The organism is Streptomyces sp. (assembly GCF_036566765.1).
Taxonomy (GTDB): domain Bacteria; phylum Actinomycetota; class Actinomycetes; order Streptomycetales; family Streptomycetaceae; genus Streptomyces.
The window spans coordinates 1-13,179 of the sequence record NZ_DATCVQ010000730.1 but is presented as its reverse complement, the minus strand read 5'-3'; the positions used below and the strand labels follow the sequence as shown (position 1 = coordinate 13,179).

General features: G+C 71.7%; 12 protein-coding genes. 5 read left to right on the top strand and 7 right to left on the bottom strand.

Going from position 1 to position 13,179, the window contains the following annotated elements:
• The 6 genes from VIU94_RS42110 to galU form a co-directional block, all read right to left on the bottom strand.
• The coding region (locus VIU94_RS42110) for a SepX/GlpR family protein (protein ID WP_524540672.1) at positions 1-307 on the bottom strand (307 nt) is incomplete at its 3' end.
• A 142-nt stretch (positions 308-449) separates the two neighbouring features.
• A complete protein-coding gene (locus VIU94_RS42105; protein WP_331920534.1) occupies positions 450-1,079 on the bottom strand; it encodes a GNAT family N-acetyltransferase in 630 nt (209 codons plus the stop codon).
• On the bottom strand, positions 1,076-1,531 hold the full coding sequence (locus VIU94_RS42100) for a MogA/MoaB family molybdenum cofactor biosynthesis protein (protein ID WP_414721106.1): 456 nt from the start codon (positions 1,529-1,531) through the stop codon (positions 1,076-1,078). Before VIU94_RS42100 ends, VIU94_RS42105 begins: the two co-directional genes overlap by 4 nt.
• A 122-nt stretch (positions 1,532-1,653) precedes the next feature.
• Positions 1,654-2,145 (bottom strand): cyclic pyranopterin monophosphate synthase MoaC, encoded by a 492-nt coding sequence (gene moaC / locus VIU94_RS42095; protein WP_331920532.1) that lies wholly within the window; start codon positions 2,143-2,145, stop codon positions 1,654-1,656.
• Positions 2,146-2,202: 57 nt separating this feature from the next.
• On the bottom strand, positions 2,203-3,504 hold the full coding sequence (gene glp, locus VIU94_RS42090) for a molybdotransferase-like divisome protein Glp (RefSeq protein WP_331920530.1): 1,302 nt from the start codon (positions 3,502-3,504) through the stop codon (positions 2,203-2,205).
• A 4-nt stretch (positions 3,505-3,508) separates the two neighbouring features.
• Positions 3,509-4,411, bottom strand: a complete 903-nt coding sequence (galU, locus tag VIU94_RS42085; RefSeq protein ID WP_331920528.1) for a UTP--glucose-1-phosphate uridylyltransferase GalU — start codon at positions 4,409-4,411, stop codon at positions 3,509-3,511.
• A 94-nt stretch (positions 4,412-4,505) separates the two neighbouring features.
• Between galU and VIU94_RS42080 the strand changes: the two genes are divergently transcribed.
• Complete coding sequence (locus VIU94_RS42080) at positions 4,506-5,108, top strand: 5-formyltetrahydrofolate cyclo-ligase (RefSeq protein ID WP_331920526.1); 603 nt, start codon at positions 4,506-4,508, stop codon at positions 5,106-5,108.
• Positions 5,109-5,140: 32 nt separating this feature from the next.
• On the opposite strand, the gene VIU94_RS42075 is transcribed toward VIU94_RS42080, so the two are convergent.
• A complete protein-coding gene (locus VIU94_RS42075; protein ID WP_331920524.1) occupies positions 5,141-7,918 on the bottom strand; it encodes a penicillin acylase family protein in 2,778 nt (925 codons plus the stop codon).
• 316 nt (positions 7,919-8,234) lie between these two features.
• Here VIU94_RS42075 and VIU94_RS42070 point away from each other — a divergent pair, with 316 nt between their 5' ends.
• From VIU94_RS42070 to VIU94_RS42055, 4 genes are all read left to right on the top strand, one after another.
• Positions 8,235-9,782, top strand: a complete 1,548-nt coding sequence (locus VIU94_RS42070; RefSeq protein ID WP_414721104.1) for a potassium/proton antiporter — start codon at positions 8,235-8,237, stop codon at positions 9,780-9,782.
• 245 nt (positions 9,783-10,027) lie between these two features.
• Positions 10,028-11,308 carry an MFS transporter gene (locus VIU94_RS42065; protein WP_331920522.1) on the top strand — a complete coding sequence of 427 codons (1,281 nt, stop codon included), beginning with the start codon at positions 10,028-10,030 and terminating at the stop codon, positions 11,306-11,308.
• A gap of 68 nt (positions 11,309-11,376) precedes the next feature.
• Positions 11,377-11,694: an FmdB family zinc ribbon protein gene (locus tag VIU94_RS42060; protein ID WP_331920520.1), complete on the top strand. Its 318-nt coding sequence runs from the start codon at positions 11,377-11,379 to the stop codon at positions 11,692-11,694.
• Positions 11,695-11,955: 261 nt separating this feature from the next.
• The gene (locus tag VIU94_RS42055) at positions 11,956-12,816 is read left to right on the top strand and encodes an S-methyl-5'-thioadenosine phosphorylase (protein WP_331920518.1); all 861 of its coding nucleotides are present in this window, start codon (positions 11,956-11,958) and stop codon (positions 12,814-12,816) included.
• Positions 12,817-13,179 lie beyond the last annotated feature (363 nt).

Below are 13,179 nucleotides of genomic sequence, written 5' to 3'. Positions count from 1 at the left end.
CGGGAAGCTCCAGGCGCGCCTCGGTCCTGGCCGGGGGCGCGGAGAAGGCCCGGACGTCGACCGAGCTCAAATGCTCGGTCTCGGCGTCCGGGTCGGCCTCGGGCTCCTCGACCACGTCGCGCTCCCGCAGCTCCTTGGCGTACCGGCGCTCCATTCCCGCCCGTCCGGACAGGAGCCGGATGGCGGTGCTGAAGCGTTCCGTCGGACGGGCCTCGTTGAGCTCGTCCTGCCTGCGGAGCCACATCGGCACCAAGTAGGCGGCCCAGGCCCCGACGATGACTGCGTAGATGAGGCCGCTGCTGCTCACGCTTCACACCGTAGAGGGGTTCCGTTACGGGCATCGGCCAATTGGCCCGGTGTGTCGCACGATCTGGCTGATATCACTGAACTTTTTTGTGATTGTTCAGATCGATTGGTGATCGACCGCTGATTAAATTCGAACACCTTTGTTATTTCGCTGGCCGCGGGGGCAGCTGTCGCGCCTGGTGCCAGCGGCGCAGCAGCCCCTCCGGCGCCTCCTCCGCGGTGAGCGCGAAGACCAGATGGTCCCGCCACGCACCGTCGATGTGGAGGTAGCGCGGACGCAGCCCCTCCTCCCGGAATCCCAATTTCTCCACGACCCGGCGGGAGGGCCCGTTCTCGGGCCGAATGCAGACTTCCATCCGGTGCAGACCGACCGCGCGGAAGCAGTGGTCGACCGCGAGCGCGACCGCGGTCGGCATGACCCCGCGACCCGCCACGTCCTGGTCGACCCAGTAGCCGACGTGGCCGGAGCACATCGAGCCCCAGGTGATCCCGGCGACCGTGAGCTGGCCGACCAGCCGGCCCCGGTACTCGATCACGAAGGGCAGCATCCGCCCGGCGTTCGCCTCGGCGCGCAGATGGCGGACCATCTGACGGTACGTCGGGCGCTGGGCGACGGGGCCGCCGGGCGCGGGCGGCGGGATCGTCGCCTCCCAGGGGCGCAGCCAGTCCCGGTTGCGCCGGTTCACCTCGCGCCACTCCCTCTGGTCGCGCAGCTTTATCGGGCGCAGGACGACGTCGCCGTCGCGCAGGACCACGGGCCAGGACGGAATCATGACGTCGGGCCCGCTTCCGCGGCCGGTCTGGGGTGGTCGCCGCCGCGCAGCTGGTCGACCGCGTGCCGCAGCAGCGGTTCGAGCACGGCGAGCCCGTCGCGCACTCCGCCGGGCGAGCCGGGCAGGTTGACGATCAGGGTGCGGCCTGCGACGCCGGCCAGGCCCCGGGACAGCGCCGCGGTGGGGACCTTCTGCCGGCCGTACGCGCGGATCGCCTCGGGGATGCCGGGGATCTCGTGGTCGAGGACGGCCCGGGTGACCTCGGGGGTGGCGTCGGTCGGCGAGACGCCGGTGCCGCCGGTGGTGAGGACGACGTCGTACCCGGCCGCGACGGCCGCGCGCAGGGCCTCGCCGACGGGCTCGCCGTCCGGCACGACCCGCGGGCCGTCGACCGTGAAGCCCATGCCCGCAAGGCCCTCGGCGAGCAGCGGCCCGCCCTTGTCCTCGTACACGCCGGCGGCGGCCCGGTTGGAGGCGGTGACGACGAGCGCGGTGTACGCGTCGGCGGGAGCTTCGGGGGCCGCCGGGGCGTGCTCCTTGTGGTCGTGCGTCCTGGCCACCTGGCCCGCGCGCGTCACGACGCCGGCTCCTCGCGCGTCCAGTGGCCCGACTTGCCGCCGGTCTTCTCCTCCACCCGGATGTCGGAGATGACCGCGCCCTTGTCGACGGCCTTGACCATGTCGACGACCGTGAGCGCGGCGACCGAGACCGCGGTAAGGGCCTCCATCTCGACGCCCGTGCGGTCGGTGGTCTTCACCGTCGCCAGGATCTCGACCGCGTCGTCCGCGACGGTCAGGTCCAGCGTCACGCCGGAGACCGCCAGCGGGTGGCAGAGCGGGATCAGGTCCGGGGTGCGCTTCGCGCCCATGATGCCCGCGATGCGGGCGGTGGCGAGCGCGTCGCCCTTCGGGACGCCCTCGCCGCGCAGCAGCTCGATCACGCGCGGCGAGACGAGCACCCGTCCGCTCGCGCGGGCGGTGCGTGCCGTGACGTCCTTCCCGGAGACGTCGACCATGCGGGCCGCGCCCGCGTCGTCGAGGTGGGTGAGTCCTTGCTGCGTGCTCATGGCCGTGACACTCCCGGTCGCTGTGTGGGACGACACGGTACCGCCACCGAGGCCCCGTCAGCCGAGGAGGACCACGTCCAGCTCGTCGCCCGGCGCCAGGGACGTCGTGTCCTCGGGCAGCACGAGCAGGGCGTCCGCCTGCGCGAGCGCGGCGATCAGGTGCGAGCCGGCCCCGCCCACGGGGGTGACCGTGCCGGACTCGGCGTCGTACGTGCCGCGCAGGAACTGGCGACGGCCCTCGGGCGAGGACAGCGCCCGGTCCGCCTTGAGGACGGCTCTCACCCGCGGCCGGTGCAGGTCGTCCACGCCCATCAGGGCCCGGATCGCGGGCCGCACGAACAACTCGAAGGAGACGTACGAGGAGACCGGGTTGCCCGGCAGGGCGAGCAGCGGGGTGTGCTCGCGGCCGATCGTGCCGAAGCCCTGCGGCTTGCCCGGCTGCATGGCCAGCTTGCGGAACTCGACCTCGCCGTCGGCGGTCAGCGCCTCCTTGACCACGTCGTACGCGCCGACGCTGACCCCGCCCGTGGTGACCAGCAGGTCCGCGCGGATCAGCTGGTCGTCGATGGCGGCGCGCAGCGCCTCGGCGTCGTCGGTGACCGCGCCGACCCGGTAGGCGATCGCGCCGGCGTCGCGCGCGGCAGCGGCCAGCGCGAAGCTGTTCGAGTCGTAGATCTGGCCCTCGCCCAACTCCTCGCCGGGCTGCACCAGTTCGCTGCCGGTCGAGATCACGACCACGCGGGGGCGGGGGCGCACCCGCACGGTGCCGCGGCCGATCGCGGCGAGCAGCCCGATCTGCGGCGGGCCGAGGACGGTGCCGGCGGCCAGGGCCAGGTCGCCCGCCTGCACATCGCTGCCGCGGGTCCGCACATGCGCCCCGGCCTTCGCCGGCCGATGGATCCGGACCTCGCCGGCCGCGCCCTCGGGCTCGGCGCTGGCGGCCCGCATCCCGGTGGCCGGTCCGCCGCCCGTGCCGCCGTCGGTCCACTCGACGGGGACGACCGCCTCGGCGCCCGGCGGCAGTGGCGCGCCGGTCATGATCCGCGCGGCCTGGCCGGGGCCGACCGTCGGCAGCCCGCCGGCGCCGGCCGCCACGTCCCCGATCACGGTGAGCACGGCCGGGAACTCCTCGGAGGCGCCCGCCACGTCCGCGACGCGGACCGCGTAGCCGTCCATCGAGCTGTTGTCGAACGGGGGCAGCGCGACCGGCACCGTCACGTCCTCGACGAGGACGCAGCCCTGCGCCTCCGGCAGTTGCAGCTCGATGGGGTCGAGCGGCTCGACCGCCGCGAGAATGTCGTCCAGGTGCTCGTCGACCGACCAGAGCCGGGCCGTCGACGGTGCCGTGCTGCTGCTCAAGGTGCTACATCTCCTCGCTGACGTACCTGCGGAGCCAGGACCGGAACTCCGGTCCCAGATCCTCACGTTCGCACGCGAGTCTGACAATGGCACGCAGATAGTCGCCGCGGTCGCCGGTGTCGTAGCGGCGGCCCTTGAAGACCACGCCGTGGACCGGCCCGCCGATCTTCTCGTCGGCGGCGAGCTTCTGCAGCGCGTCGGTCAGCTGGATCTCGCCGCCGCGGCCCGGCTCGGTCTCGCGCAGTATGGCGAAGACCGCCGGGTCCAGGACGTAGCGGCCGATGATCGCGTAGTTGCTCGGCGCCTCCTCCGGACTCGGCTTCTCCACCAGGTCGGTCACCTTCACGACGTCGGAGTCGATGGTGGCCTCGATGGCGGCGCAGCCGTACAGGTGGATCTGGGCCGGGTCGACCTCCATCAGCGCGATGACGCTGCCGCCCTCGCGCTCCTGCACCTCGACCATGCGGGAGAGCAGCGGGTCGCGCGGGTCGATCAGGTCGTCGCCGAGCAGGACCGCGAAGGGCTGGTCGCCGACGTGCGGGGCCGCGCACAGCACCGCGTGGCCGAGGCCGCGCGGGGCGCCCTGACGCACGTAGTGCATGGTGGCGAGGTCGCTCGACTCGTGCACCTTGGCGAGGCGCTCGGTGTCGCCCTTGCGGGTCAGCGCCTCCTCCAGCTCGTAGTTCCGGTCGAAGTGGTCCTCGAGCGGGCGCTTGTTGCGGCCCGTGATCATGAGGACGTCGGTGAGTCCGGCGTCCACCGCCTCTTCGACGACGTACTGGATGGCGGGCTTGTCGACGACCGGCAGCATTTCCTTGGGAGTGGCCTTGGTCGCCGGGAGGAACCGGGTGCCGAGGCCTGCGGCCGGGATGACAGCCTTACTGATCCTGGCGAACGACTCAGTCATGCGGAGCACCCTACCCGGTCGGTATGAAACAAAGATGAGGCTCCGATTGAGTTCCGCTGCATAAGAGTCCGTACGAGAAATTTGTGAGTTTGCTGTGTCGGACGACAAATCCGGAAAGACCACGATGCGCCGCCTGCTCCTCGCCGAGCGGGCCCTGTTGACCCGCGAGGACGTCGACGCGGCCGCCGACGCGCTGGCCCGGCGGGCGCTGGAACTGGCCGAACTGGCGGAGGCGAGGACGGTCGCCGCGTACGTGTCGATCGGGACCGAGCCCGGCACCCGCGCGCTGCTCGACGCGCTGCGGGACCGCGGCGTCCGCGTCCTGCTCCCCGTCCTGCTGCCCGACAACGACCTGGACTGGGCCCTCTACGAGGGCGCGGAGCGCCTGGAGCGGGCCCGGCTCGGGCTGCTCGAACCGGCCGGCGAACGGCTCGGCCCGGACGCGGTCCGCACCGCCGACACGGTCCTGCTGCCCGGCCTCGCGGTCGACGCGCGCGGCATGCGCCTGGGGCGCGGCGGCGGCTCGTACGACCGGGTCCTGGCCCGTCTCGCCCGGGCCGGCGCGCATCCGGCGCTGGTGGTGCTCCTGTACGCGAACGAGGTGGTCGCCCGGGTCCCGGAGGAACCGCACGACCACCCCGTTCAGGCGGTGGTGACCCCGCAGGGGGTCCGCCGCTTCGGCGCTGCGGAGGCCTGACGCCCCGGCCGGGGCTTCGGCCCCGGCCCGGCTCAGCCCGCCTTCGGCTTGAGGACCAGCGTGTCCTTCGTCGCCGCGGCCACGGCCTGCTCGCCGTACGGCCAGTCGAGCAGCTCGCCCGCGGCCCACTTGTCCGTCTGGTCGGTGTAGTGCCCGGCGTACGCGTGGCCCGAGGCGCCGGTCAGGTTGATCCAGCGGGACCGGTCCCAGTCGCCGACGTTGACGACCATCCGCATCGACGGGACCCAGATGACCTCGTAGCCGCCGGCCGCGTTCCAGCCGGTCGCGTTCACCGCCGCCTCGCCGCCGCCCAGGTTCCACGGGCCGCGGTTGAGCACCGACTGCAGGAAGCCGGGGCCGGCCGTGCCCAGGGTCTGGTTCTGAAGGGTCAGCTGGTGCAGCCGGCCCCAGGACCAGGTCGAGACGTCCTTGCCGAGCTTGGCCGTCAGCTCCCAGCGGGCGTCCTTCATGGCCTGCGCGAGCAGCTGGTCACGGGTCTCGGTCGGGGCGTTCGTCCGGTCGCCCGGGGTCTTCCACCAGTCGCTGTTCTCGCTCTTGAGCAGCGGGCGGACCACCTCGTACCAGCGGTCCCCGCCGTCCGGCTGCGCCGACTCGGCGTCCCGCTTGCCGCACTCGCGGACCAGCTTGTTCTGCTCGTCGACCGGGCCGGTGGAATCGGCCTTGCGGACGTTGATGCACTCGCCCTCGACCCGCAGCTCCTTCGGCAGTTTGTCACCGAAGGCCAGCTTGAGGACGTTGCGCCAGACCGCGTTGAAGTACGCGGCGGCGGCCGAGTCCGGCTCCTGGGTGTAGTCCCAGCCCTCGAGGAGCTTCTGCGCCTCGCGGACGTACGGGTCGGAGATGTCGATCTTCAGCAGGAGCGGGTTCAGCTGCGTGGCGATCTCGCTGCGGTTGTCCGTCTGCATCGTGCGCATGTCGTCCGGCGAGATCTTGCCGCCGTCCTTGATCTTCGACTCGATGAGGTCGTTGATCCGCTGGCTGCGCGCGCCGTAGCCCCAGTCCTTGGTGAGCAGCCCGGGGTAGTCGGCGTTCGTGACGGCCTGGTTGGCGGTGACGATGTAGCCGCGCCGGGGGTTGTACTCGTACGGCAGCTCGTCGTACTTGATGTAGCTCTTCCACCTGTACGAGGAGTCCCAGCCCGGCGTGGGCACGGTGCCGTCGCCCCTGGCGCGGACCGGGATCTTGCCGGGTGCCTGGTAGCCGATGTTGCCGCGCACGTCCGCGTAGATGAGGTTCTGGGACGGGACCTCGAAGTGGGCGGCGGCCGCCTGGAACTGCTTGAAGTCCTTCGCCCGGTTGAGCTCGAAGACGGCGTCCATGGACTTGCCGGCCTGGAGCGCGGTCCACTGCAGCGAGACGGCGTAGCCGTCGCCGCGGTCGGGCGCGACGTTGTTGACCGGGGCCTCCTCGCCGACGCGCTCCAGTTCGGAGGAGCGGTCGGAGACGACCGGGCCGTGCTCGGTCTCACGAATCGTGATGGGGCGGCTGGCGCCGCCCGCGATCTTGATCGTCTCCTCGCGGGTCTTGAACGCGCGGCGACGGCCGTCGACCAGGTAGCCGCCGTCGCTGATCTTCTCCAGGTACAGGTCGGTGACGTCGGCGCCGAGGTTGGTGAAGCCCCAGGCGATGTCGGTGTTGTGGCCGATGATCGCGCCGGGCATGCCGGAGAAGGTGTAGCCGGCGACGTCGTAGCGGCAGGTCGCGGAGACGGTGCGGCAGTGCAGGCCCATCTGGTACCAGAGCGAGGGCAGCATCGGCGCGAGGTGCGGGTCGTTGGCGAGCAGCGGCTTGCCGGAGGTCGTGTACTGGCCGGACACGACCCACGAGTTCGAGCCGATGCCGTTGCCGTTCGGGCCGAGCAGCGCGGGGACGTCGTCGAGGGTGTCGGAGAGCGCGCCGAGCTGGGACTGCATGCCGGCGACGGCGTCGGCGGGCGAACCGGCGTGGCCGCCCTGCGCGGTCTGCTGGTTCTGGCCGCCTCGCTTGCTTCCGTCGTTCTGCGCGCCGCGGGAGCCTTCGGCCTTGGGGTCGAACTTCCCGGTCGCGTCGTCGACGCCGCCCTGCGTGACGATCGGCTGGTGCGTCCCGTACGGGTAGGCCGGGTACAGGTCCTTGATCTGCTGCGCGCTGAGCCGGCTGGTCATCAGCGAGCGGTCGATCTCGTCCTGCATGTTGCCGCGCAGGTCCCAGGCCATCGCCTTGAGCCAGGCCACGGAGTCCACCGGCGTCCACGGGTCGATCGTGTAGTCGTGGGAGAAGGCCAGGGCGGCGTACTCGACGGAGACGTCCTCGTTGCTCCGGCCCTTGAGGTAGGCGTTGACGCCCTCCGCGTACGACTGGAGGTTCTTCTTCGTCTCGGCCGACAGGACCTTGTCGTACTCGTCCTGGGCGACCTTGCGCCAGCCCATCGTGCGCAGGAAGGCGTCGGTGTCGACCTGGCTCTTGCCGAACATCTCGGAGAGGCGGCCCGCGGTCATGTGCCGGCGGACGTCCATCTCGTAGAAGCGGTCCTGCGCGTGGACGAAGCCCTGGGCGCGGAACAGGTCCGCGTCGCTGTCGGCGTAGATCTGCGGGATCCCGTACTCGTCGCGCTTGACGTCGACCGGGCCGGACAGGCCCTCGATCTCGATCGTCCCGGACGTCTGCGGGAAGGAGGCGCGGACGGTGCTGACGCCCCAGTACCCGCCGTACCCGACGCCCCCGAGCACCGCCAGGAGAAGGACGAGGACGATCAGGCGGGCGCGTCGCCCCTTCTTCTTGGCGGGAGGGGCGGTGGTGTTGGAGGGCATCGCTGTCCTTCGAGCGGCAGGGTGGTCCTGGAGTGCTGGGAGCAACCATAGGCGCAGCGCTCCCCCGGCCCGGACGCGGTGTCAGTAAGGAGACGCATGGAGACCTCTTCGTGCCTCTCTCGCGCGTCCCTCTCACCTCCCTCGTACCGTCGCACGGCATCCGAGCGAAAGATCGAGAGGCGTCAAGAAAGCGTTAAAGATTAGGTAAGGTAACGAAGTACCGGCTGCTGGAGGAACGATCCGGCAGCCCGCGAGGGGAAAGGATCGGCCACTGACTGTCCACCAGCTCAACGAACTCCTGCTCATCTGCTCGCTCGTGCTGCTCATCGCCGTCGCGGCGGTGCGGATCTCGTCCCGGAGCGGGCTGCCCAGCCTGCTGCTCTATCTCGGGATCGGGGTCGCCATCGGGCAGGACGGCATCGGCAACGTCGCCTTCGACAACGCCGAATTGACCCAGGTGATCGGCTATGCCGCACTTGTGGTGATCCTGGCCGAAGGTGGCCTGGGCACCAAGTGGAAGGAGATCAAACCCGCGTTGCCCGCGGCGGTCGCGCTGTCGACCGTCGGCGTCGCGGTGAGCGTGGGCATCACGGCCGCGGGCGCGCACTATCTGGTCGGCCTGGAGTGGCGGCAGGCGCTGATCATCGGCGCGGTCGTCTCCTCGACGGACGCCGCGGCGGTCTTCTCCGTACTGCGCAAGGTGCCGCTGCCGTCCCGGGTGACCGGCGTCCTGGAGGCCGAGTCCGGCTTCAACGACGCCCCGGTCGTCATCCTCGTCGTCGCCTTCTCGGCGGTCGGCCCGGTCGACTCCTGGTACTCCCTGGTCGGCGAGATCGCCCTGGAGCTGGCCATCGGCGCGGGCGTCGGACTCGCGGTCGGCTTCGTCGGCGCGTACGGGCTGCGCCGCATCGCGCTGCCGGCCTCCGGCCTCTACCCGATCGCCGTCATGGCGATCGCGGTCACCGCGTACGCGGCCGGCGCCCTGGCGCACGGCTCGGGCTTCCTCGCCGTCTACCTGGCGTCGATGGTGCTCGGCAACGCCAAGCTGCCGCACGCGCCGGCCAACCGCGGCTTCGCCGAGGGGCTCGGCTGGATCGCCCAGATCGGCATGTTCGTCCTGCTCGGCCTGCTGGTGACCCCGCACAATCTGGGCGAGGACTTCTGGGCGGCGATGATCATCGGCCTGGTGCTCACGGTGGTCGCGCGACCCCTGTCGGTCCTCGCCGGGCTGCTGCCGTTCCGCATCCCCTGGCAGGAGCAGGCCCTCATGTCCTGGGCGGGCCTGCGCGGCGCCGTGCCCATCATCCTGGCGACCATCCCGATGGTCTCCGGGATCGAGGAGAGCGAGCGACTCTTCAACATCGTCTTCGTGCTGGTCGTCGTCTACACCCTGGTCCAGGGGCCGACGCTGCCCTGGCTGGCGAGGGCGCTGAAGCTGGGCGACAAGGCGGAGGCGGCCGACCTCGGGGTCGAGTCGGCGCCGCTGGAGCGGCTGCGCGGGCATCTGCTCTCGGTGGCGATCCCGGACGAGTCGAAGATGCACGGCGTGGAGGTCGCGGAGCTGCGGCTGCCGGCCGGGGCGGCGGTCACCCTCGTCGTCCGCGAGGAGAAGAGCTTCGTGCCCGGCCCGTCGACCGTGCTGCGGCGCGGCGACGAACTCCTCGTCGTGGCCACCGACCCGGTGCGGGACGCCACCGAGCGGCGACTGCGCGCCGTCGGCCAGGGCGGAAAGCTGGCCGGCTGGCTGGGCACGGCGGGCGCGACCGGGGTCGCCCGGGGCGGGCCGGCCGGACCGCGCGGACACCGACCCGGAGGCGGGCGGATCGGGCGAAGCGGGCGATCCGGAAGGAAAACGTCCGGTTAATCGCAGGCGTACGTTGCGAACGGTCGGCAATTTCACAGGCGGAAGCCGACCGCTCCCTGTACCATGAAGGAACACTGATCGACCAACTCTGCCTGACGCAGAGCTGGCGCGACCGTATGGCGGCCGTTCACACCCCCCTCGCAGTGGGTGGACCTGGTATCTACCGCAGTTCCGCGCAAGAGGACAGCTCTCGGCGGCTCCCGACACCCAGGGGAGCGCTACCAGGCGGCAGAAAGGCAAGGACCGTGGCGTCCACGGTCTCCACGTCCACTGCGAAGCGCCCCGGGTACGGACAACTCCTGCGCACCCCCGGCGCCCTTTCGTTCCTCCTGCCCGGCTTCCTGGCCCGGCAGCCGTTCGCGATGCTGACCATCGGCATCGTCCTGCTTGTCCAGCACACCACCGGCTCGTACGGCAGCGCCGGCGCCGTCGCCGCCGTCACCGGCGTCTCGATGGCGCTGTTCGCCCCGCAGAGCGGCAAGCTCGCCGACCGCTTCGGCCAGCGTGCCGTCCTGCTCCCCGGCACCCTGATCCACACCGCGTCGGTCGCGACCCTGGTCGCGCTCGCCCTGGCCGGCGCCCCGATGTGGGCGCTGCTGCTCGCCGCCGTGCCCAGCGGCGCGTCCGTCCCGCAGATCGGCCCGATGGTCCGGGCCCGCTGGGCGGCCAAGCTCGAAGGCAACCCGCTGATGCCCACCGCGGCCGCCTGGGAGTCGGTGACGGACGAGTTCACGTTCGTCATCGGCCCGGTCCTCGCGACCGCGCTGTGCACCGGCGTCCACCCTGCGGCCGGCCTGATCGCCGAGGCCGCGCTGACCCTGGTCGGCGGCCTGTTCTTCGCCGCCCAGCGCGCCACCCAGCCCGCCCACGGCCTGCTCGCGGCCGCTGCCGCCGGGCCGCGCACCTCGGCCCTGTCGGTGCCCGGCGTCCGCGTCCTGGCCATCGCCTTCCTGGGCATCGGCTCGGTCTTCGGCGGCATGCAGGTCTCGCTGACCGCCTTCACCGAGGAGATCGGCAACCCCGGCGCCAACGGGATCCTGTACGGCGTCTTCGCCGCCGGCAACATGCTGGCCGGCATCGCCTGCGGCACGATCGCCTGGAAGATCGGGCCGCGCCGCCGCCTGATCCTCGGCTACATCGGTCTGACCGTCGCTGCCTCCCTCCTGTGGTCCGCCCACTCCGCGGTACTCCTGGGCGCCCTGGGCCTGGTCGTCGGCCTGTGCATCGCCCCGGCCCTGATCACCGGCTACACGATCGTCGAGACGCTCGTCCCGGCGTCCGCCCGCACCGAGGCCTTCACCTGGCTGACCGGCGCCGTGGCGCTGGGCCAGGCCGCGGCCGTCACCGTCGCCGGCCGCCTGGCCGACGCGCAGGGCGCCAGCGCCGGCTTCCTGGTGCCGCTGGTCGGCACCGTGCTCGCCCTGGCCACGCTGGTGACCCTCCGTGCCCGCCTGGCTCCCCAGGCGGCACCCGGCCGGATCGCCGCACGTGGTATCGGTCACCGAGTGCCGGTGACGGTGGACTGAATCCACGGAATACGTCACTATGGATCGTCGTTAGCACTCATCGAGTGAGAGTGCCAGGAGGAAGACAAGTGCCGACCTACCAGTACCAGTGCACCGAGTGCGGCGAGGGCCTCGAGGCGGTGCAGAAGTTCACCGATGACGCTCTGACCGAGTGCCCCAACTGCAAGGGACGCCTGAAGAAGGTGTTCTCGGCGGTCGGCATCGTCTTCAAGGGCTCCGGCTTCTACCGGAACGACAGCCGTGGCGCGTCGTCCAGCAGCTCGCCGGCCTCGTCGAAGTCGTCCTCCTCGACCACTTCGTCCTCGTCCTCGGACACCAAGCCCGCGTCGAGCACGTCGAGCTCCTCGTCGACGTCCGGTTCGACCGGCTCCAGCTCGGCCGCCTGACCGGCCCTGCCGTCCTTCCCGTGGACCCCGCCGCACCGCGGCGGGGTCCACGGCGTTTTCCGGAGGGCCCCGGCGGTGGTTCGGCGGGAGGGGCCCCGGCGGTGGTTCGGCGGGTGGGGCCCGGCGGCGTTCCCCGGGTGAGGCTTGGCGGCGTTCCCCGGGTGGGGCCCGGCGGCGTTCCCCGGGTGAGGCTTGGCGGCATTCCTCGGGTGGGGCCCGGCGGCGTTCCCCGGGTGAGGTGCCAAAGCTAGGGTGAGCGTCATGGCGATCAAGGGGGATGAGATGGCGAAGCCGTACGCGGACATCGGTGTGATCGGTGGGTCGGGGTTCTACTCCTTTCTCGACGACGTCACGGAGGTGTCGGTCGACACCCCGTACGGAGCCCCCAGCGACTCCGTGTTCCTTGGCGAGCTGGCCGGACGGTCGGTCGCCTTCCTGCCCCGGCACGGCCGCGGCCACCGGCTGCCGCCGCACCGCATCAACTACCGGGCCAACCTGTGGGCGCTGCGGTCGCTCGGCGTCCGCCAGGTCCTCGGACCGTGCGCCGTGGGCGGGCTCCGGCCCGACCACGGGCCGGGAACCCTGGTCGTACCGGACCAGCTCGTCGACCGGACGAAGGCCCGGGCCCAGACCTTCTTCGACGGCGAGCCGCTGCCGGACGGCACCACCCCGAACGTCGTGCACGTCTCCTTCGCCGACCCGTACTGCCTGGACGGCCGCCGGGCGGTGGTGAAGGCGGCGCGCGGGCGCGGCTGGGATCCCGTGGACGGCGGCACGATGGTCGTCGTGGAAGGGCCGCGCTTCTCGACCCGGGCCGAGTCGCGCATGCACTCCGCGGCCGGCTGGTCGGTCGTGGGCATGACCGGCCACCCGGAAGCGATCCTCGCCCGTGAGCTGGAACTCTGCTACACGTCGATGGCGTTGGTGACGGACCTGGACGCGGGTACGGAGACGGGTGAGGGCGTCTCGCACACCGAGGTGCTGCGGGTGTTCGGTGAGAACGTCGAACGGCTGCGGACCGTGCTGTCCGACGCGATCGGAGCGCTCCCCGCGACAACGGACCGGGACTGTGCGTGCACGCGAGCGCTGGACGGATGGGAACCGGGGATCCGGCTTCCGTGACCACTCTCCCCCTGCCGCGCGTCCGGGGCAATCGCCGTCGCGGGTGAGGAAGTTGTCCACAACCGTCGGGTAGTCCACAGGCCGGAGCGGGATTCGGGCGGAAGACGGATGGTGGTGGTGCTCCGGAAGTTCCGGGGCCTCACGCACCAGACAGGCGGTGTCCGCGATGACCGTCCGACCGACCTCCCCCTCCCCCACCACGTCCCCCTCCACATCTCCTTCGTGCTCCCCTTCGTGCTCCCCTTCGTCCTCCCCTTCGGGCTACGTCCCGCACGTCCCCGAGCCGAGCGGGGTGCCGCAGTTCGCGCCGTTGCGGGTGCGCGGCGGGCGCCGGCGGCTGCGGCGGACGCTGCGGCGCGGGCG